Origin of the sequence: Ligilactobacillus apodemi DSM 16634 = JCM 16172 (assembly GCF_001434405.1) — a bacterium.
In the GTDB taxonomy this organism is placed as follows: domain Bacteria; phylum Bacillota; class Bacilli; order Lactobacillales; family Lactobacillaceae; genus Ligilactobacillus; species Ligilactobacillus apodemi.
In genome coordinates, this window is sequence record NZ_AZFT01000050.1 from 1,182 (window position 1) to 21,378 (window position 20,197).

At 40.5% G+C, this 20,197-nt stretch carries 17 protein-coding genes and 3 pseudogenes; 10 read left to right on the forward strand and 10 right to left on the reverse strand.

Annotation, left to right across the window (positions count from 1 at the left end; all coding sequences use genetic code 11):
* The 5 genes from FC32_RS05080 to FC32_RS05100 all read left to right on the forward strand — a co-directional run.
* On the forward strand, window positions 1–1,961 hold a 1,961-nt coding region (locus FC32_RS05080), incomplete at its 5' end, for a Rib/alpha-like domain-containing protein (protein WP_162253202.1).
* Between the two features lie 398 nt (window positions 1,962–2,359).
* Window positions 2,360–3,664: an MFS transporter gene (locus tag FC32_RS05085; RefSeq protein WP_035460197.1), complete on the forward strand. Its 1,305-nt coding sequence runs from the start codon at window positions 2,360–2,362 to the stop codon at window positions 3,662–3,664.
* A gap of 93 nt (window positions 3,665–3,757) precedes the next feature.
* A complete protein-coding gene (locus FC32_RS05090; RefSeq protein ID WP_056957303.1) occupies window positions 3,758–4,912 on the forward strand; it encodes a DUF3114 domain-containing protein in 1,155 nt (384 codons plus the stop codon).
* Between the two features lie 201 nt (window positions 4,913–5,113).
* Window positions 5,114–6,034: a YSIRK-type signal peptide-containing protein gene (locus FC32_RS05095; protein WP_025087870.1), complete on the forward strand. Its 921-nt coding sequence runs from the start codon at window positions 5,114–5,116 to the stop codon at window positions 6,032–6,034.
* Entirely contained in the window at window positions 5,979–6,530 is a 552-nt protein-coding gene (locus tag FC32_RS05100; RefSeq protein ID WP_025087871.1) for an LPXTG cell wall anchor domain-containing protein, read from the forward strand. Before FC32_RS05095 ends, FC32_RS05100 begins: the two co-directional genes overlap by 56 nt.
* Window positions 6,531–6,592: 62 nt before the next feature.
* Here the strand turns inward: FC32_RS05100 and FC32_RS05105 are convergent, their stop codons facing one another.
* Window positions 6,593–7,345 (reverse strand): macro domain-containing protein, encoded by a 753-nt coding sequence (locus tag FC32_RS05105; protein WP_035460201.1) that lies wholly within the window; start codon window positions 7,343–7,345, stop codon window positions 6,593–6,595.
* A 150-nt stretch (window positions 7,346–7,495) separates the two neighbouring features.
* Between FC32_RS05105 and FC32_RS05110 the strand changes: the two genes are divergently transcribed.
* Genes FC32_RS05110 through FC32_RS05120 form a run of 3 tightly spaced genes read left to right on the forward strand, consistent with a single transcriptional unit; the run spans window position 7,496 to window position 9,572 of the window.
* A complete protein-coding gene (locus FC32_RS05110; protein WP_025087873.1) occupies window positions 7,496–8,104 on the forward strand; it encodes a metallophosphoesterase in 609 nt (202 codons plus the stop codon).
* A gap of 3 nt (window positions 8,105–8,107) precedes the next feature.
* Window positions 8,108–8,926: an alpha/beta hydrolase gene (locus FC32_RS05115; protein ID WP_025087874.1), complete on the forward strand. Its 819-nt coding sequence runs from the start codon at window positions 8,108–8,110 to the stop codon at window positions 8,924–8,926.
* Window positions 8,927–8,930: 4 nt separating this feature from the next.
* A complete protein-coding gene (locus FC32_RS05120) occupies window positions 8,931–9,572 on the forward strand; it encodes an HAD family hydrolase (RefSeq protein ID WP_025087875.1) in 642 nt (213 codons plus the stop codon).
* Between the two features lie 53 nt (window positions 9,573–9,625).
* Here the strand turns inward: FC32_RS05120 and FC32_RS05125 are convergent, their stop codons facing one another.
* Entirely contained in the window at window positions 9,626–10,225 is a 600-nt protein-coding gene (locus FC32_RS05125; protein ID WP_025087876.1) for a PepSY domain-containing protein, read from the reverse strand.
* A gap of 148 nt (window positions 10,226–10,373) precedes the next feature.
* On the opposite strand from FC32_RS05125, the gene FC32_RS05130 reads away from it, so the two are divergent.
* Together FC32_RS05130 and FC32_RS05135 are read left to right on the forward strand one after the other, a co-directional pair.
* A complete protein-coding gene (locus FC32_RS05130) occupies window positions 10,374–11,036 on the forward strand; it encodes a response regulator transcription factor (protein WP_025087877.1) in 663 nt (220 codons plus the stop codon).
* Window positions 11,020–12,345 carry a sensor histidine kinase gene (locus FC32_RS05135; RefSeq protein ID WP_056957304.1) on the forward strand — a complete coding sequence of 442 codons (1,326 nt, stop codon included), beginning with the start codon at window positions 11,020–11,022 and terminating at the stop codon, window positions 12,343–12,345. Before FC32_RS05130 ends, FC32_RS05135 begins: the two co-directional genes overlap by 17 nt.
* Before the next feature lie 62 nt (window positions 12,346–12,407).
* Here FC32_RS05135 and adhP read toward each other — a convergent pair whose 3' ends face one another.
* The 8 genes and pseudogenes from adhP to dhaS form a co-directional block, all read right to left on the reverse strand.
* Window positions 12,408–13,427 (reverse strand): alcohol dehydrogenase AdhP, encoded by a 1,020-nt coding sequence (gene adhP / locus FC32_RS05140; RefSeq protein ID WP_025087878.1) that lies wholly within the window; start codon window positions 13,425–13,427, stop codon window positions 12,408–12,410.
* 306 nt (window positions 13,428–13,733) lie between these two features.
* Complete coding sequence (locus FC32_RS05145; protein ID WP_025087879.1) at window positions 13,734–15,311, reverse strand: glycerol-3-phosphate dehydrogenase/oxidase; 1,578 nt, start codon at window positions 15,309–15,311, stop codon at window positions 13,734–13,736.
* Window positions 15,312–15,329: 18 nt separating this feature from the next.
* A complete protein-coding gene (glpK, locus tag FC32_RS05150) occupies window positions 15,330–16,841 on the reverse strand; it encodes a glycerol kinase GlpK (RefSeq protein ID WP_025087880.1) in 1,512 nt (503 codons plus the stop codon).
* Window positions 16,842–16,940: 99 nt separating this feature from the next.
* A complete protein-coding gene (locus FC32_RS05155; RefSeq protein WP_025087881.1) occupies window positions 16,941–17,648 on the reverse strand; it encodes an MIP/aquaporin family protein in 708 nt (235 codons plus the stop codon).
* 1 nt (window position 17,649) lies between these two features.
* Window positions 17,650–18,026: pseudogene (gene dhaM, locus FC32_RS05160) on the reverse strand (dihydroxyacetone kinase phosphoryl donor subunit DhaM).
* Window positions 18,023–18,611, reverse strand: a pseudogene (dhaL, locus tag FC32_RS05165) (dihydroxyacetone kinase subunit DhaL). Before dhaL ends, dhaM begins: the two co-directional pseudogenes overlap by 4 nt.
* A gap of 14 nt (window positions 18,612–18,625) precedes the next feature.
* Window positions 18,626–19,507 (reverse strand): annotated as a pseudogene (locus FC32_RS05170) (dihydroxyacetone kinase subunit DhaK).
* A 115-nt stretch (window positions 19,508–19,622) separates the two neighbouring features.
* On the reverse strand, window positions 19,623–20,150 hold the full coding sequence (gene dhaS / locus FC32_RS05175) for a dihydroxyacetone kinase transcriptional activator DhaS (protein WP_025087885.1): 528 nt from the start codon (window positions 20,148–20,150) through the stop codon (window positions 19,623–19,625).
* Between the last annotated feature and the right edge of the window lie 47 nt (window positions 20,151–20,197).

Sequence of the window (20,197 nt, forward strand, 5' to 3'; positions counted from 1 at the left end):
TGGTAGAAGTAACATACCCAGATGGCTCGAAAGATGAAGTGCCGGTGCAAGTGAAAGTAGGCACCGACGCCGAAGAGTACGCCCCGAAGGGCCAAGTAGTGAAGACCGATTTAGGCAAAGCCCCAAGTGCTGAAGCAGGAGTAGCTAATAAGTCAGACTTACCGCAAGATGCTAAATACAGCTGGAAGACCCCAGTAGAAGTAGCGACACCAGGTAAGAAGCCGGGTACGGTAGAAGTAACGTATTCAGATGGCTCAAAAGATGAAGTGCCGGTCCAAGTTAAAGTGGGAACTGACGCTGAAGAATACGCACCAAAGGGGCAATTAGTGAAGGCCGATTTGGGTAAAACTCCAAGTGCTGAAGTAGGAGTATCCAATAAGGACGACTTACCGCAAGATACGAATTACGTTTGGAAGACACCATTGGACGCAACAATCCCAGGTGAGAAACAAGGCACAGTAGAAGTAACGTACCCGGATGGCTCAAAAGATGAAGTACCAGTGCAAGTGAAAGTAGGCACCGATGCTGAAGAGTACGCCCCGAAGGGACAATTAGTGAAAACTGATTTGGGTAAGGCACCGAGTGCCAAAGCAGGAGTATCCAATAAGGACGACTTACCGCAAAATGTCCAATACAGCTGGAAGACCCCAGTGAAAGTAGCGACACCAGGCGAGAAGCCGGGTACGGTAGAAGTGACATATCCAGATGGGTCGAAAGATGAAGTGCCGGTCCAAGTTAAAGTGGGAACTGACGCTGAAGAATATACCCCAAAGGGCCAGTTAGTGAAAACTGATTTAGGTAAGGCACCGAGTGCTGAAGCAGGAGTAGCTAATAAGGGAGACTTGCCGAAAGATACACAATATATGTGGGAATTTTCAGTGGAAGTAGCGATGCCAGGCGAGAAGCCAGGTACGGTAGAAGTGACATATCCAGATGGGTCGAAAGATGAAGTGCCAGTCCAAGTTAAAGTGGGAACTGACGCTGAAGAATATACCCCAAAGGGCCAGTTAGTGAAAACTGATTTAGGTAAGGCACCGAGTGCTGAAGCAGGAGTAGCTAATAAGGGAGACTTGCCGAAAGATACACAATATATGTGGGAATTTTCAGTGGAAGTAGCGATGCCAGGCGAGAAGCCAGGTACGGTAGAAGTGACATATCCAGATGGGTCGAAAGATGAAGTGCCGGTGCAAGTGAAGGTAGGTACTGATGCTGAAGAATATACCCCAAAGGGTCAGTTGGTGAAGACAGATTTGGGTAAAGTACCAAGTGCTGCGACAGCGGTATCCAACAAGACCGAATTACCACGAGATACAAAGTACATGTGGAAGCTGCCGGTGAAAGTGACAACACCAGGTAAAACTCAAGCAACTGTAGTAGTAACGTATCCTGATGGTTCAATAACAGAAGTAGCTGTTACTGTAGCGGTTAATTCGGTAGTTTCAACAACAAAGGTTGGAAACAAACGACCGACTGATGCTGATAAGTATGTTCTTCAAGGGAAAGTAGTAAAGACAACAGTAGGGAATTTACCATTTGCAGGAGAGGGTGTAGCCAATAAAGCAGAATTACCTAAATACACAACTTTTACTTGGAAAGATTTTGTGGATGTAACGATGCCAGGTCAAAAGGTAACACCTGTAGTGGTGACTTACCCAGATGGCTCACAAGATAGTGTTTTAGTTGCAGTTTATGTGAGTGCTAAACGAGAAAATGTTACCCAGACAGTTTTGCAAGCAACTTCTACAAAGAAATTGCTAAACTTAGCTAAAGAAACTTCAACTAACAATGTTAAAAATAAAGCTGTAAAAGAAGATCAAAAATTAGTAAATAAAGGACAAACAAAAGTCACCTTACCGCAAACTGGTGATGAAAATGCTACCTTATTACATGTTTTAGGTGCATTACTTTTGCTTGCAGCAGCTTTGCTCGGATTAAGTGAGGACACGAAAAAACATGATTGATCAACGACAGTAATGTTTTAAAAGATGGATAGATCAACGATTGCAAGTTGACCTATTCATCTTTTTATTTAGATTAAAATTTGAGTTCCTTTTCTTATTGCTTTCTAACTTATGCTGTGATAAACTCTGAGTAATCAAATTTAAGTGAGGGAAAAAAGATGAGATCTGCTAATAATAACACAATTATTATTAATAACATTATTATTCGAATCATTCATAGGTGATGCGGATAGTTTGTGTTGTCTGTATCACAACGATACAGGCAGTTAGTTAGACTCAACTTTAGAGCTCATCAACTGTTTGGAGGTAACGGTTGATGAGCTCTTTTCGTTGCTTGAAATAAAAGGAGGAAAGTAAATCATTGTTAGTTGCATAGGAGAAAAAAAGGAGAGATCGAGATGACAGAAACGGAATTAAAAACAAACGTAGTGGCAAAAAGTTCAGTAAAAACAGTGATTTTAGCTTCAATGATCGGCACGGCTGTGGAGTTCTTTGATTTTTATGCATATGGCACAGCTGCAGCCGCATATTTTCCAAAGGTGTTCTTTCCTCAAATGACACCTTTGCTAGCAACTGTTTTAAGTCTATTGACTTTTGGGGTTGCTTTTGTAGCACGGCCAGTGGGATCATTTCTTTTTGGACATTTTGGCGATAGTTTAGGGCGGAAAAAGACCCTAGTTTTATCAATGTTGGTAATGGGGGTTTCGACCATCGCAATTGGATTTTTACCAGGCTATCAAAGTGTCGGTGTTTGGGGGGCTTTACTGTTATGTGGTTGCCGCTTTGTACAAGGGATCGGTTTAGGGGGTGAATGGTCCGGGGCTGTTTTAGTGGCAACAGAAAATGCCCCAGCCGATAAGCGAGCGCTTTATGGTGCTTTTCCTGAAGTTGGTGCACCGTTAGGCTTTTTCTTATGTAACGGCCTATTCTTTGTGTTAGAAAAAACGTTGGATCAAAGTCAAATGTTGACGTTTGGTTGGCGGATTCCATTTTTAGTATCAGCTGTGTTAGTGGTGATCGGGTTATATGTGCGACGCCATTTAGAAGAAACCCCATTATTTCAATTAGCCCAAGAAAATGATAAGACTACTAAAACTCCACTAAAAGAATTATTTGAAAAAAATTGGCGTGAAATTGTCAAAGGAACATTTATCATGGGGGGAACTTATGCCATGTTTTACACGTTAACAACTTGGTCTTTAGCATATGCGACGACAGCCCTAGGTTTTAGCCATTCTGAAATGTTATTGTTATTGATGGGGGCAATCGTGGAATTTGCAGTTTTGATCATGACGACTTCAGTTTTAGCTGATAAGATCGGGCGAAAGAAAGTGTTGCTGACAGCAACAGTAGCGTTGGTAGGCTTCTCGTTGGTCTTTCCATATTTTCTAAGTGGGCAACATAATTTGGTAGGAATGCTATTGTTTTTAGGTGTTGGGTTTGTCATCATGGGCACTTTGTATGGTCCTGTTGGCGCTGTTTTACCTGAACTTTTCCCGACTAAAGTGCGCTATTCTGGGGCAGGGATCACGTATAATTTAGCTGCGGTCGTCGGAGCTGCGGTTGCACCGTCGATCTCGACTTGGCTGATCGCACGTTTTGGCCCACATGCAGCGGGGTTATACATGTTTGTTTTAGCCGTTGCTTCGGTTATTGCATGGTTAACGACTAAAGAAACTAAAGATGTAGATTACACTAGATAAGTTTAAATGAGTCAAGGTTTTCCTTGGCTTTTTTCGTGCAAGTAAAAATTTCTTATGCTATATTAGCGGAAATGTTAATTAGTGAGGAAAAAGATGGATATATTAAAACAGCAGTTGATGCAGTTAGCATGCGAAGGTTGGAATCAAGCCAGTTGTCAGTGTTATCAAGCTAAATTGTTATGTGATCTTAAACATTGTTTTTCAACAGAAGAATTATTTCACAAATATTTCACCCAAGTGCATGCAGTGGGCTCGCCAGTGTATACAGAAATGCTTCAAGCATCACGGATGTCAGCGCAACAAAAATTACAGTTAGTTTTAGATCAATTAGGGACATATGTGGATCAACATCACTTTTTGCAAACTAAAGCAACCGCAAATTACCGCTTATGGGGAAATTTAGCTCCGATGTCTAAGTTTAATTTATTATTTCGCAGTTATGTTTTGCAGTATTACCGGCGTTCATTTCCAAGAGAAAAGTTATTGGCAAATAACATCACTGATTTTGCCCGGCGGTTGAACCTCTTTCGGGGATATTTAGATCGACAGGCAATCTATTATTTACGGACAACTTATGCGGAGCAACCAAATGATTTTTTGCGAGTTTTAGCCTATGTTTCACAAGTAAAAGGACTTGAAATTGATTATGAAACAGGGGCAAATTACCACAATCGGCATTTAAAAGGTCAAAGTGATTTTATTCCGCAAAATATGAAGCTCCAGCTAGCAAAAAAATCTAGTTATAACAATTTTTCACGCTATAATGATGCAAGAATGGTGGAATTTATCGTAAATTTAGAAACATTAAATTTTGTTAGTCAGTGGGATGTTTTACGTCTAAAAAGTACAGGAAAATATCTTTCTGATCCAACTTGTTATACCAAAGAGGAATTAAGTGCGATTGCAGATACTGAGTCGTTTAATTATGGGATCCCACATGGAAAAGGTTATGTTCCTTGGCGATACCGTAATTCTCACCGTGATTTAGATGGGGTCAATCCCTTAGAATCCGATTTGCGAAAATATGCGAAAAAATATTGGTTAGCTAGTCCTGATGCGCATAAGGTAAAAGGTGGCCATGGTGATTTGGTAAGTAGTGGTGGCATTAAAGATATTATTTATTGGAAAAGTATTCCTGATAATAAAAGATTAGAGTTATACCATGGTTATACAACATGGTTATTTAAAAATAAAATTCCAGCAACGGGATTTGCTAAATATTATGAAGAAATCTTGGAAAAAAAGTAATTTTCCAAGTTTTTTGATTATTTTTTTCTAATTGATATATGTTATTTTATGTATGTTTTTTGGGTGAAAGCTCCTACTTGAAATTATATTTAAATTAATTAACTTAAGAAAATTTAAGCAAAACATTGAAAAAATAATTAGGTGTACATTTTAATTAAAGTTTGAAAGTTTTTAATGTTTTTTTCAAAAGGAGTGAGTGCCATGCGAAATAAAAAGATTATTAATGACAGACAATATCGTTATGCAATCCGTAAATTAAATGTTGGGGTCGTTTCCGTTGCAGTTTCGGCGTTAATGTTTTTAGGTGGACCGGTAGCTTTAGCTGATCAAAATGCAGCTGATACGACCGCTGGAGAAACAGAAATCGTTGATACGGCGCCGGAAGCTCAAGCTCCGCTAGCTACTACTTCAGTAACTAGCACACAAGAAAATGAAAGCCCCACCATAGATAACGAAGTAGCACAATTAGCAGAAAACTCTGCTACAGCGACCGCAAGTGAAGCCTCAGCGGATGAAGTTTTCTCAAGTGAAGCAATAAGTGAAATTCCGGCAGATAATGCGATCTCAAGTGTGGCTACAAGTAGTGAAAGTTTGAATTATTCTGAAACCGCTACCAATGAAGCAAATGCTATTACTGAAGAAGCCCCAGTTGCTGAACCAACACCTCAAGCAGATGATACGGCTGTAAATGAAACTTTAGCTGGTTATACAACTTCAGCACCTGAAACGACGGCAACTATAGTTGATCCCGTTAAAGGACACTATACGCTTGAAGTGATCCAAGATAATGATACTGGGGTGACTTATGTATTTTCAATTGATGAAACAGTTAATGAAGCTGATCTGGTGGCAGATGATGGCGCCAGAAATGTTTATATGACAAGGTTTAAAAATGGTAACGTAATTTCAACAGATACGATCGATCGCAGTGCAGCTAAAGGTACCAGCTTAACATATGATGATACAGAAATCGTTATTTTATCGGAGAACGATCTTCAATTGGGGACAACAAAAACTGGAACTTATAGAGTGCTATATAATGCTATCAGTACACCTTCGGGACAAGATGTATCTACGATTAACATTTGCGAAAGTTCAAGATGGTTCTACGGAACAAGGTAAGGTAACGAAAGGCGCAACGACAGTAACTTATATCTATAAGGAATTAGGGAGCTATGTTCCATATATTCCAGGTTATACGCCAAAAGATCCAAGTACAGGAGAACCTTTGAGACCAGTTGATCCAACAGATCCAACGAAGGGTTATATTCCACCTACAATTTCTGATCCAAATGACCCAAGTAAAGATACACCTGTACCATATGAAAAGGATCCAGAACCAGAAAAAGCACCGATTACTTTGGAAAAACAAACCAATGATGGTCAAAAACCAAATGATCCAGGTGCAGAAATGTCTCTAAATCAACCACAAACGCAACCAACTATGAACCGTGAAACTCTAAATAAACCGGCTATGCAAGCTAATGAAGCTAAAGAATTACCACAAACTGGTGAAAATGAAGCTTCAGGTTTAGCAAGCTTGGGTGTCTTGAGTATTATGGCAGGAAGTTTAGGTTTATTCTTCCGTCGTAAAAAAGACGACGAGAAAACTAACTAATTAGTTGCGATAAAATAAAGGGCACAAGTTCCGTACAGGAGCTTGTGCCCTTTTGAGTATGCTTACCTCTGAGTAAGTAAATAATGATAAAGATTGTAGTCAATATCTTTATAGGTATTAAAAATCATTTTTAACTCAGGGTGTTTTTGATGAAATCTTTTAGCGGACGAAATTGCGATTTTTGCGGCAACATCATTTGGAAAATTGGCGCTCCCGGTTGCTAAACAAGAAAAGGCAAGCGATTTAAGTTGGTACTCTAACGCTAACGTGAAACAAGCGTGATAACAATTTTCGAGTGCTTTTCTTTGGGCAGCAGTCAAGTTTCCCTTAACTTGCGGTGGGAGGGTATGGATGACATATTTAGCAGGTAGATGATAGCCCTTAGTGATTCGAGCTTGGCCAACAGTCGCAACGGTCCCTTGCATCATTTGCGTACATTCTTGGCGTAAACGACTGCCGGCAAAAACGTGGATTTCATTATCTAAACACACATGTTCTGGCTTAAAACAACCAAGCATATGGGGAGCACAAGGGTCAACGATCGCATCGGCCTTGACTTGAGTTAAGTCGCCTTGGGTCAAATAAATTCCAGTAGAAAGTTCTTCAAAATCGGTGAGTTCTAAGGTATCACGTTTTTTCCAAATAAATTCTAAGAGTTGATCTTCTTTTGTTAAATATCCCTTAGGTAAATCAGCCGTTTTTTTCGTGGTTATTAATTGACGCCAGTAGGCAAATTGAGCTGAATGTTCAGTCGGTAAAGGCCCAGTAGGAGCTAAATCTTTGATCAATTCAGGTAAAAGCTCAGTTAATTCCATAAAATTCACTTCCATCGGTAAAATATGTAACTAAAGATATTATAGAAAAAGATTGATGGTTAAACAATTGAACTGTCTTGTTGGCAAAAAAACATCAGCTCTTTTTTTGTTGCAGTTAGGCAGGTATACTGGAGAAAAGGGGGTCAAAAGATGCTTTTTGTAACTTCTGATACACACTTTTTTGATAAACACATGTTAGGAATGACGGATTTTGCCAAGCGCCCGTTTTATCTAACATCAATGATGAACGAAGAAATAATCGCTAATTGGAATAAAGTTGTTGAAAAAACGGATACGGTCTATCATTTAGGTGACATTGCGGTGCATTTTGCCCGACCTGAGAAAAAAGCGCATCAGGACATTTATGAAATTTTAACGCGCTTAAACGGCAATTTTATTTTGATCAAGGGTAATCATGACAATCGTGCCCTGTTTAAATATTTAGCTAAGCATAATTATGAGCTCAACGGTAAGCCTAAATTTAGCTTTGAAGATGTCGGTGCTTTGATCAAGTACAATCACCGGCAGTATTATCTGACGCATTATCCACTGATGTTAGGGATCGCACCGCGGATCATTAATTTACACGGTCATATTCATCATTATTCGGTCAATGCCAAGGAAAATATCAATGTGGGCATAGATTCCGCTGAATTTGATTATCTACATGAGAAACCAGCTTTTGGACAGCCCCTTTCAATGGCGCAAGTTGAAGAAATGGTTCAAGCTAAACAAGATGACTATTTGAAAAGAAGGTAGACGATGAAAAAACGATTATTATTAGCTTTGTTGGTGGGGTTAGGCTTATTTTTTAGTTCACAACCGGTTAAAGCGACAGAATTTGTAAGTCAAAGCACTCCTACGCTTTTTATTCATGGTTGGGGGAGTAGCTATCATGCCGAAGAAAAAATGGTCCAAGCAGCCAAAAAAGCAGGTGTGACCAAAACGGTAGTCATCGCAAATGTTGATATTTATGGTCAAGTAACGCTCAAGGGTACTTGGGATAAAAATGCTAAAAATCCGATCGTGGAAGTTAATTTTGAAAATAATAAAAATGTTAACGCTGTAATGGAGTCACAATATATCAAAACAGTTGTACAAACGTTACAAGCAAAGTATAATTTCAAAAAGATAAATTTTGTTGGCCATTCGATGGGAAACTCAGCAATTTTGTATTATTTACGTGATAATGCTAACGATTCGAGTTTACCAAAACTAAATAAAGAAGTTGCCCTGGCGGCTTTTCCTAATGGTTTGGTAGATGAAATGCCAAGCGATGTTACGCTTGACCAAGATGGAAAGCCAAGTGTAACTGCCGGGGATTTCAATAACTTTTTAGTGCTACGTGAAACATATCCGAAAGGTGCTAAAGTGCTCAATATCTATGGTGATGTTTTAGATGGAACTGAGTCAGATGGTTATGTTCCTGTCAAGTCAGCCAAGACTTTGCGTTATTTAGTCAGCCCACGGGTAAGTTCGTACCAAGAAAAAGAAATTACTGGCAAGATGGGCCAACATAGTAAGTTACACAACAATAAAACAGTTAATAAACTGTTGATCAAGTTTTTATGGGGGAAATAGTGAAATGAAGAATTACTTTTTTGATTTTGATGGAACTCTAGCTGATTCAGGGGAAACAGCTGTGATCGCAACTCAAGCTGCCTTTAAAGATCAAGGTCTGCCAGAACCAAGTAGTGCTCAGATCCGTGGCTATATGGGGATCCCGATCGAAAAATCATTTGTTTTGATGGGAGCTGATGGCTTAAGTGAGGCTGAATTGCAAGAAATGTTTACTAATTTCCGCAAACATTACCAAGCAAATGAAACAGCGTACGTTGTGTTGTTCCCAGAAATAAAAGAAACATTGTTAAAATTAAAAAAGGCAGGCAAACGCTTATATGTGGTTTCAAGTAAGCACAGTGAAGCCTTGAAGCGAAATCTAGAATTGCTTGATATTGATATCTTCTTTGATGACCTAGTTGGTTCGGATCAAGTTGATAACTATAAGCCTGCGCCAGATGGAATCAAAATTTTACTAGAGCGCTATGATTTAGATCAAAGTGAAAGTGTCATGATCGGTGATGCGATCTATGACATTCAAATGGGACAAGCTGCGGGAATCCAAACTGCAGGTGTTCATTGGGGAGCATTTGATTGGGATCAAGTTGTAGCTCAAAAGCCAACTTTTGCGCTAGAAATGGTAAAACAGTTAGCTGAGATCGATTAATAAATAAAAGAAGTGAGCCTTAAAGAAAGACTCACTTCTTTTTATTTTATGCTTTAGCGCGTAGACTCACTCACGATCGAACCATCATCGGCACTGATAACAAGTTTGATGCGTTTATTGTTGTCAGTCAACTTGATTTCGTAGACTGCTTTACCATCTTCCATTTCAAGCTCTACTTGGAAGATCTTAGCTGAGCTATATTTTTCTTGGGCTTTCTTGATTGCATCTGCTAATGAGACCTTGGTATCAAGGTTGCTTAATTCAAGATTGTCAGAATCATTACTGATCTTTTCTGTGCTTGAGTTTACGATCTTGCCAGTATTAGCGTCAACTTGGTATTCTTTTTCCGTATCACCATCTAAGATCTTGATCTCATAAACTGGAGTGTTGCGCTTAAATTCAAGTTCGCTAGCAACGACTTTACCGCTTTTAGCTTCTTTTAAAGCTGTTTTAATTGCAGTAGCCATATCAACTTTTACTTCAACCTTCTTTTTTTGACTATTAGTTTGTGATTTTTTACTGCTTGAAGTTGAGGATGATGTTGTAACTGAATCTGCTAAGCCGTTATTAGCAATGAATATTCCAGCACCAGCCCCTGCTCCGAGTAATGCAACACTTGCTGCTGAAATGATGAGTGCTTTTTTGAGTTTCATAATTTATCTCCCTTTCTTTTTTACCTTACTTCCTTTGACATCTTTAGTATAGGAGACAAAGATGAACGCTAGATGAATTGCGTTTTATTTTACAAGCAAAAATTCTTAAGGTAGGGTTAAAGTAAATATTTGAGAGGTGAATAGCTAGATGAAGATCTTGTTAGTGGAAGATGATCAAGCTTTAAGCAAAAGTTTGACAAAACTATTGAAGACACAAAATTACAGTATTGATACTGCCTTTGATGGGGTGGAAGCTTTAGAGTATGCGCAAGCCTTTGACTATGATTTGATCATTTTAGATGTGATGATGCCTCGCTTAGATGGATTTGGCTTTACTGAGAAATTACGTGCAACGGGAAATGATGTTGCCGTTTTAATGTTGACCGCCAAAGATTCATTGGCTGATCGGGTCAAAGGATTAGACCTAGGAGCAGATGATTATCTGGTCAAGCCGTTTGAATTTGATGAACTTTTAGCGCGGATCAGAGCGATATTACGACGTAAAGAGCGCAGTGTTTTAAGTGATACTTTAGTTTTGGGGGATGTGACCTTGAATGTTTCTCAGAAAAAAGTCACTAAAAATGGTGAAAAAATTGATTTGACCGCCAAGGAATATGAAGTTTTAGAATATTTAGCCCGAAATCGCGGACATATCAAGACCCAAGAGCAGATCAGAGAACACGTGTGGGATTTTGACTATGACGGTGAATCTAATATTATCGCTGTCCTAGTTAAAAATATTCGTAAAAAGACTGGCACAAGCGACTTGATCAAGACAAAGCGGGGGCTAGGATATGTTATTGAAGCGTAAGCAAGGAAGCGTTGTTTTTCGGGTGACCTTGTGGTATAGCGCTTTTATTATTGGCTTATTGACGTTAGTTTTAGGAGCAGCCTATTTGATCGCCATGAATGTCAATGAAACTAATGGTATTTCTAGGTTGCAAGCCAGTGCTTTAGAAATGAGTCAAGACATTGAGGATTATGAAAGCTTTGATGATGGGATCTATTATGTGATCTATGATGCTTCGGGACAGGCCGTACAAGGCAGTTTGCCACGTTATTTTAAAAAACGAGCATCGTATAGCGATGAAAAAGTAAAAGAAGTTACGCGTAAAGGGATAACTTACCAGTACTTTGATGTCAGGATCCCTAACTCCGATCAATGGCTTCGAGCGATTCGTATCAAATCTGGCTTAGATCGTGAATTACAATTGTTTTTATTTGCGGTGTTGATCGTAGCACCGTTGTTAGTCTTAGGGATCATTTTTGGTGGTTATCGGATCTTAAAAAAGGCCTTTATTCCCATAGATAAATTGACTAAGACAGCGCATGAGATCACCCAAGATCATGACTATTCTCAGCGTATTGCGGTCCCCAAGCGGGATAATGAGATCAGTCGGTTAGCTGTGACCTTTAATGAAATGCTAGCCTCGATCGAAAGTTCTTTTGAACGCGAAAAGCAGTTTAACAATGATGTTTCCCATGAATTGCGTACGCCATTAGCGGTCATTTTAGCTGAAAGTGAGTATGCCAAAAAATATGCGGAAAATTTAGCGGAAAGCCAAGAGTCAGCTAAAATCATCAATCGGCAAGCTTTGATGATGAAGAGTATGGTTGATCAGATTTTGGAATTAACGCGCTTAGAGGCCAAAAATGAAACGAATTTTGCGCCTTTTGATCTAGGGAAGCTAGTCTTAGAACAGACCAAAGATCAACAAAAAGTTTTTGCTAAAAAGGGTATCGAACTTGAAACTACTGTGCCCACTAATTTGGAGTATGTCGGGGATGAAGTGCTCTTAAAACGCATGGTCGATAATTTAATGAGTAACGCCCTTAAGTTTGCCCAAACGACCGTTAAAGTCAGCTTAAAGCAAGTAGAGCAAACATATATTTTAACGATCAGTGATGATGGACCAGGAATTGCGCAAGCCGAACAAGCTAAAATCTGGGATAAGTTTTACCAAGTTCAGACCGCACGAACCAAAGATAAAGAATCTGGGGTAGGCTTAGGGTTATCGCTAGTACAAAATATTGTGCACTTGCATCACGGTAAGTTACAGGTTGAATCAGTTGTCGGTCAGGGAGCAACGTTTAGCGTGTATTTACCAAAAATTGAATAATAGTGTAAAAGAGCTCTCAAGTTGGATACTTGAGAGCTCTTTAAGTGTTTAATAATGTTATTTTATTCTTGCGTAAAGTCCAATACCATTCGGCCATTGATCTTACCAGCTTCCATTTCTTCAAAAATAGCTGGTGCGTCATCGACAGGGCGCTTGTGCACGACTGGGACAACGAGTCCGCGTGCCGCAAAATCAAAGGCTTCGGCGAGATCTTTTCTAGTTCCGACCAACGAACCAACAACTTTGATGCCATCAAGCACAGTCTTTACGATACTTAATTCCATGTATTCGGATGGTAAACCGACCGCGACCACGGTCCCACCTGCGCGTAAGCTTTCAACAGCTTGGTTAAAGGCAACTTTTGAAACAGCTGTTACAACTGCACCATGACAGCCACCAGTAAGTTTTTGGATCTTTTCTGGGACGTCAGGGACATCTTTGCCGTTGATGATGATGTCAGCGCCAGATTGTTTAGCTAAAGCAAGTTTATCGTCGTTGATGTCTACCGCAACTACAATAGTGTTGAAGACTTTTTTAGCGTATTGGATCGCTAAATTACCTAAACCCCCAGCACCATAAATGACGATTGTTTTGCCTGGAGCAGCACCTGCTTCTTTTAAAGCTTTGTAAGTCGTGACCCCAGCACAAGTTACGGAACTAGCTTGAGCTGGATCTAAACGTTCGGGTACTTTGACGGCATAATCAGCTACGACTACAGCATATTCGCTCATCCCTCCGTCAACGCTGTAACCGGCATTTTGTACGCTCCGGCAAAGTGTTTCACGACCAGTAGTACAATATTCACAGTAGCCACAGCCCTTGAAAAACCAAGCGATACTTACACGATCGCCAACCTTAAGTGAAGTCACATCGTCAGCTACTTTAGTGACGATGCCGATCCCTTCGTGGCCTAAGATCCGGCCAGGGACTTTCCCAAAGTCGCCGTTAGCAACGTGTAAGTCAGTATGACAAACACCACAATATTCCATTTTGACTAATGCTTCGCCGTTTTTGATCTGTGGTGCCTCGTGTTCAGTGACTTCGATCCCAACTCCATCTTTTTTAACTGAAACTGCTTTCATTTTTCGGATTCCTCCTAAGTAAAAAATAATATTTGAATACTCGTTGACAGCGTTTACATTGCTAGGCATAAGCCATCTGCTTATCTGGCTAAATTATACTATAATGTGACGAGCTTAGGCGAGTAAAGTGAATACTAAAAAATTAAAGGTAAACCCTTCTGTAAAGCGGTTGGTAACGTTTTCTTGAAGTGGAGAATGTCACGCTAAAATAAGTGGTTATTGCTAACTAAAATTTTACTTTAATAAAAAAATTCCAAATCTCAAAAAAGATTTGGAACTTTTTGCGTATTCTATGAATAGTGGCAATTAATCCAAGATATATCCATCGGCTAACTCACAAAAACTCGCTACTTGTTCTTGTTCCCAAGCTTCGTCTTTACCGAGTTCTTGTGCCATGATATGAGCTACTTGCGGCGCCATTTCTTTAGCACTACGAGCACCTAAGAAGAGGGCACGGATCCGTCTAGCCAACACATCATCAAGTGTTTGGGCCATTTCTTCGCGGACAGCCCAAACTACTTGAGCGCCCGTAAATTCAAATTTAGGGTGAAGCTTTTGGGCTAAACTTGGGTCAGCTTCTTGTAGTTTTTGGATTTTTTCTTGGTCACTACCATAAACATAACTCCAATCTTGGCGTTCACGTTCAGTCGTGGTTTTGGCACCGTGGATCTTCAATGTTTTAGTGATACAGGTCCGCTCGGGCAATTCGCCCACTTTAATCGCTAAATCGACTGTTTCTTCGGCCATTTGGCGGTAAGTAGTCCACTTACCACCAGTGATGGTGATAAGGCCTGATTCAGATTCAAATAGTTTATGACTGCGTGAAATTTCCTTTGTTTTACCGCCATCACCATCTTTAGGAGCAGCAAGGGGACGCAAGCCAGCATAAGCAGCCAAGACGTCTTTTCTAGTCGGTTGTTTGGCTAAATATTGTCCCGCAGTATTTAAGATAAAGTCAATTTCTTCATCTAGCGGACGCGGTTCTAAGACAAATTCAGTCAATGGCGTATCAGTGGTGCCTAAAATCACTTTATTATGCCAAGGGACACAGAATAAGACGCGGCCATCTGAGGTCTTAGGTACCATGATCGCATCATTTCCGCCTAAAAATGAACCATCTACAATGAGATGGACACCTTGTGAAGGGCGAACTGTGGCTTGATGATCTTTAGTATCAAGTGAAAGGATCTGATCGACAAAGATCCCAGTCGCATTAATGATCGTTTTACCCCAGAGTTCAAAGGTGTCGCCTGAAAACTCATCTTTAACTTTGACTGCCGCTGCTTTGGCGAATTTCTTTTGGATCCCAGTCACTTTAGCGTAGTTAACGACTGTTGCACCGTATTCTGTCGCTGTTTGCATTAAATTAACTGCCATCCGAGAATCATCAAATTGGCCGTCATAATACATTACGCCCCCAACTAGATCTGTTTGTTTGATTTGTGGGATCGCTTCGATCACTTTTTTCTTTGAATAGATCTTAGAGCGTCCAATATTAAGACTACCAGCTAAGGCATCATAGACTTTCATCCCAATGCTGTAAAATGGTTGTTCCCAAAGTTTGTAGTTGGCGATAATAAATTTTTGATTTTTAACGAGATGAGGTGCATTTTTCGCTAAGCGTCCCCGTTCGTGTAAGGCTTCACGTACTAAGCGCACATCACCTTGAGCCAAATAGCGGACGCCCCCGTGAATTAACTTAGTCGAGCGACTAGAGGTCGATTTAGCAAAATCGTTTTGTTCTAACAATACTGTCTTAAATCCGCGTGAGGCTGCATCAACGGCCACGCCTAAACCAGTAGCGCCACCACCGATCACGATCACGTCACAGCCATCGGGATGTTTTTTCAAATATTCGATGTTTTTTTGTCGTGAAATAGTCATTGTCTTTCCCCCTAAAAGTTATTCAAAGATGCGGGTAGCTTTTACAGCTTTAGTCCAACCGTCATAGAGTTGATCTCGTTTTTGTTTGTCCATCTGTACGTCAAAACGTTTTCCGTCTTTGATGATTTGTTTTAGTTCCTCAAGGTCTTGCCAGTATCCAACTGCTAAACCAGCTAAAAAGGCTGCTCCTAGTGCAGTTGTTTCAAGATCTCCGGCACGCTGTACTGGGGTATCTAAGATGTCTGCTTGAAATTGCATCAGATAATCGTTATTTGTTGCACCACCATCTACCTTGAGTACCGGGATCTTGATGTTCGTATCTTCTTGCATCGCGTCTAAAATATCGCGAACTTGATAGGCGATTCCTTGTAAGGTAGCCTTAATGATATCTTTGTCGGTCGTTCCCCGGGTGATGCCAAAGATCGCACCTCTAGCATCTTGATCCCAGTAAGGAGCACCTAAGCCTACAAATGCAGGGACGACATAAATTTCGTCTTCACTGGTGGATTCACGTGCAGCCGCTTCTGATTGACTGGCTTTAGTAATAACTTTTAAACCATCTCGGAGCCATTGGATCGATGAACCAGCCACAAAGACAGAGCCTTCCAGCGCATAATTGACTTCACCATTGATCCCGTAAGCAACTGTTGTCAACAGGCTGTTGCTTGAAAGTTGTGGTTTGTCGCCAGTATTCATTACGATAAATGCACCTGTTCCATAGGTGTTTTTGACCATTCCAGGTTCAAATGCCATTTGACCAAAAAGGGCAGCTTGTTGATCCCCAGCCATTCCAGCGATCGGAACTTTTGAACCAAAGAAATGATAGGTCTTAGTTAAACCATAGATCTCAGAGTTAGAAACAACTTTGGGTAACATTTCACGTGGAATATTTAAAATTTCAAGGATCTCTTCGTCCCATTCTAAGCTATGGATATTAAAGAGCATTGTTCGACTAGCATTGGAATAATCAGTCACATGGACTTTGCCGTCAGTCAATTTATAGACAAGCCAACTGTCGATCGTCCCAAAAAGTAATTCACCTTTTTCAGCTCTTTCTTGGGCACCTTCAACGTGATCTAAGATCCAGCGAATTTTTGTAGCTGAAAAATAAGAATCAATAATCAGCCCGGTTTTTTGGTGGAACAAATCAGAGTAGCCTTTATCTTTTAAAGCATCAGCGATTTCAGCTGATTGCCGTGATTGCCAAACTACAGCGTGATAGATCGGTAACCCAGTTTTTTTATCCCAAACCACGGTCGTTTCACGTTGGTTGGTGATCCCGATTCCAGCGATCTGGTCTGGTTTGACGCCTGATTCAATAAACGCGCCTGCAATGACGGATTGGACCGAATTCCAAATTTCGTTAGCATCATGTTCGACCCAGCCTGCTTCGGGAAAGTACTGTGTGAATTCTTTTTGGCTAGTTCCAATATGACGGCCTTCTTTGTCAAAGATGATCGCCCGTGAGCTAGTCGTCCCTTGATCGATCGCCATAATATATTTTTCTGGTGTATTTAATGGTGTTTCCATGGTTGATTCCTCCTCATGATATTTGAATTTTTCGGGGAGTGTAAACGTTTTCTATTTTAATTTTAGCTGTTTACGATAGTAGAAGTCAAACGGTGAAGCCTAGCCGTTGATGGCAACGTGTACTAAGCTAGCAAGGATCCCACCACAAATTGGTCCAACGATTGGAACCCAAGCATAGCTCCAGTTAGCAGCTGCTTTATGTGGAACTGGTAAAATACTATAGGCCAATCGTGGCATGAAATCCCGCGCCGGATTGAGCGCAAAACCAGTGGTCCCACCGAGTGTTTGGCCAATGACCATGATCAACAGCCCGACGATCAATGGTTTTAAGCCGGTAGTAAAATCACCTAAGTTAAGCAAAATCAAAATAAAGAAGAAAGTAGCAATACATTCACTTAAGAAATTGAAGAAAGGATTGGCGATCGCCGGACCTGTCGCAAAGATCCCCACGGAATTGCCTTGTTCATTTGAAGTAGCTTTAAATTGAGGGTAATAATATAAGATGATGATTGCAGCTCCGAGAAAAGCCCCTAAAAGTTGCCCTAAAATATATGGTAAAACTTGGGACCAAGCAAAAAGTCCTGCACTAGCAAAGCCTATGGTAACAGCTGGATTCAAATGGCCTTGTGATCCCATTTCACCAGCAATGTAAACACCAAAAGTAACTGCCATTCCCCAGGCAAGCGTGATAAAGAGCCAATTTTGTCCGTGGGCATAGTTTTCTTTTAAGTTGACCGCAGCCCCACAACCAACACCTAAAAGAATGAGGACCATTGTTCCAAAAAATTCACCTAAAAATCCTGACATTTTAACCATCTCCTTTGATTGTCAGTGGCATGAGTTGTTTATTTATTTCTGTTAAAGGAACACCAGCTTGGAGTAAAGAGGCTGCAACATAAGCACTCTCAACTAAAGCGGTATCATAAATGTGACCCTTTTTGAGCTAAATTCACTAGCCATCTCAAGATTCATTTTGGCACTGCCTAGGTCATAAAAAGCGAGCACTTCTTCAGCACGGTTAGCGTCAAGTGCATTGCTGATCTTTTCAAGACTCGTTCCGATCTCTTGGCCAGCAGTTCCACCCGCAAAGGTGATCGAAATATCTGGGGCAACTTGAGAAAGTAACGTCGGGACACCTTGGGCAATTTGTTCAACATGTGAAACGATCAAAATACCAATGCTCATCTTGCTTCCTCCATTTCTAGTAAAGCACTGAAGAGGTAACCACTTGAAACGGCGCCAGGGTCTAAATGTCCGATCGAGCGCTCCCCTAAATTAAGAAGCTCGTCCTTTTTTAGCTTCAAGGTCTTTTGTGTTTAGGACTGCTTGTTCGATTTTTTCTGGAGTCAGTGAATTATCAGCAACTTCAGGTGTGAGAACTTCCCAGACATCGACCATCGTTTTATCGCCAAGTTTAGCACCGCCACGTTTTTTGATCCCAGCTAGTGCTACGGTCAAAAGTTGAGCTAAATCAGCAGAATCTTTGCTGGCTTTAGCCATTTCTAAAAAGGCAGTTCCATATAGTGGTCCAGCTGCTCCACCGACCTTACTGATCAAAGCCATTGCGACAAGCTTTAAGCCTGTGGTCAAGTCAGTGGGATTTTTATCATTCAAACTTTCAATGACGGCATTCATCCCCCGCGCCATATTGTTGCCGTGGTCGCCATCACCGATCGGAGTGTCTAGTTCGCTTAAATAAGCCTTGTTATCATTGATTTTTTGTGCAAAAAGAGTCATCCAAGTAGTTAATTTTTCAGTAGTTAGTTCCATCAGCTATTTCCTCCTTACCATGCGATCGTATCGACGGGATGATTTAAGTAGTCGAGCCATTTTTCATCAGCTAATTCTAAAATCGTTAATGAGATCCCCGCCATTTCAAGTGAGGTCATATAATTTCCGACTTTGCTAAAAACAGGGGTGATCTGTTTTTCTTGAAGTTGTTTAAAGACACCGTTACAAAAGATATATTGTTCCATTAAAGGTGTAGCACCAAGTCCATTGACCAAGACCGCGTACTTTTTAGTTGGTGTTAACGATAATTCGTCGGCTAGTTTTCCTAGCATTTCAGCAGCTAGGGTGAAGCCGGGTTAAGCGCTACGCCTAATGTCTTGAGGTGAGCGTTGACATTTTGGGCGAGTTGTTCGATCTCATCTAGGTCAGCTCCTTGGTCGGCAGCAGCTCCTAAGATCTTATGCATGAGGATCGTGCCAGCTACCCCGCGTCTTCCTTGGGTATACAAACTATTTTCCACTGCGATGTCATCGTCAACAATAATGTAACGAACTTTGATCTCATCTAGTTCCGCCATATCTTTTGCCATCTCAAAATTCATAACATCACTCGAATAATTTTTGATGATCAAAAAGACCCCTCGACCAGTGTCAACGGCTTTGATCGTTTCATAGATCTGGTCAGGGGTAGGGGGAAAATACTTGCCCACAAACAGCAGCACTGAGCATCCCAGGACCAACAAAGCCAGCATGGGCCGATTCGTGCCCACTACCACCACCGCTGACTAGACCAACTTTTCCGTGCATTGAATCGTTATTGGCACGGACGACCGCCGTAGTATCTGGTAATTTTTTTAAGTAGGTTGGGTAAGCCGAAACTAACCCAGCAACCATTTCTTCCACAACATGACTTGGATCATTGATGATTTTTTTCATTGCTAATTACCTCCATTTTTACTTAACTAACTTAATTATATAATGTAAGCGGATACGATATAATGGACAGTTTTGCAGTTCTGTCCGTGACTAGTAACGAGAAAAGTAGCAAAAATCAGTGGTTTTTAAAGGCAAACTCGATCGCATTGATGACTTTTTGAGCTAATTCGTCATATTCTTTAGGGTCGGGTAAAAAGAGATTGTTGGTCATCGTATAGGTCAGACCAAGGCAGTAGGTTTCAATAAAATCGTAGGCTTGACGTTGTTTAGTCAAACCATTTTTCTTGAGAATATGCAGTAATAAGACTTGAATATGCCACGCGATCTCTTTGACAACATCAATCTCAACTTGGCTTTCAAGGATACTGCGGTAAAAAGGAGCATTTTCTTGAATATCAAAAAAGACAAGGGAAATGATCTCGGACCACTCAAGATAATCGAGATTACTTTCGATATTATCTTCCATGATCGAACGTAAAGTCCATTCTAAGAGATCATATTTATCAGTGAAATTATCATAAAATGATTGCCGTCGCATGTCAGCGAGTTGCATGATCTTTGCCACACTGACATGTTCGAAGCCCTTTTTTTGGACTTCTTGTTTAAAAATTTTGGCAATCTTTTTTTGCACAATGTATGACATAATAAGCCCTTTCATTTAGATACTAAGTTAATTTTACTTCACAACAA

Bases quoted from the DNA above. Each gene is read 5' to 3' on its own strand.
- FC32_RS05130 (WP_025087877.1), top strand. From the start codon at position 10,374: ATGAAGATCTTGTTAGTGGAAGATGATCAAGCTTTAAGCAAAAGTTTG.
- adhP (WP_025087878.1), bottom strand. From the start codon at position 13,427: ATGAAAGCAGTTTCAGTTAAAAAAGATGGAGTTGGGATCGAAGTCACT.
- FC32_RS05100 (WP_025087871.1), top strand. From the start codon at position 5,979: ATGTATCTACGATTAACATTTGCGAAAGTTCAAGATGGTTCTACGGAA.
- FC32_RS05155 (WP_025087881.1), bottom strand. From the start codon at position 17,648: ATGTCAGGATTTTTAGGTGAATTTTTTGGAACAATGGTCCTCATTCTT.
- FC32_RS05120 (WP_025087875.1), top strand. From the start codon at position 8,931: ATGAAGAATTACTTTTTTGATTTTGATGGAACTCTAGCTGATTCAGGG.
- FC32_RS05105 (WP_035460201.1), bottom strand. From the start codon at position 7,345: ATGGAATTAACTGAGCTTTTACCTGAATTGATCAAAGATTTAGCTCCT.
- FC32_RS05090 (WP_056957303.1), top strand. From the start codon at position 3,758: ATGGATATATTAAAACAGCAGTTGATGCAGTTAGCATGCGAAGGTTGG.
- dhaS (WP_025087885.1), bottom strand. From the start codon at position 20,150: ATGTCATACATTGTGCAAAAAAAGATTGCCAAAATTTTTAAACAAGAA.
- FC32_RS05085 (WP_035460197.1), top strand. From the start codon at position 2,360: ATGACAGAAACGGAATTAAAAACAAACGTAGTGGCAAAAAGTTCAGTA.
- FC32_RS05145 (WP_025087879.1), bottom strand. From the start codon at position 15,311: ATGACTATTTCACGACAAAAAAACATCGAATATTTGAAAAAACATCCC.
- FC32_RS05095 (WP_025087870.1), top strand. From the start codon at position 5,114: ATGCGAAATAAAAAGATTATTAATGACAGACAATATCGTTATGCAATC.
- FC32_RS05115 (WP_025087874.1), top strand. From the start codon at position 8,108: ATGAAAAAACGATTATTATTAGCTTTGTTGGTGGGGTTAGGCTTATTT.
- glpK (WP_025087880.1), bottom strand. From the start codon at position 16,841: ATGGAAACACCATTAAATACACCAGAAAAATATATTATGGCGATCGAT.
- FC32_RS05125 (WP_025087876.1), bottom strand. From the start codon at position 10,225: ATGAAACTCAAAAAAGCACTCATCATTTCAGCAGCAAGTGTTGCATTA.
- FC32_RS05135 (WP_056957304.1), top strand. From the start codon at position 11,020: ATGTTATTGAAGCGTAAGCAAGGAAGCGTTGTTTTTCGGGTGACCTTG.
- FC32_RS05110 (WP_025087873.1), top strand. From the start codon at position 7,496: ATGCTTTTTGTAACTTCTGATACACACTTTTTTGATAAACACATGTTA.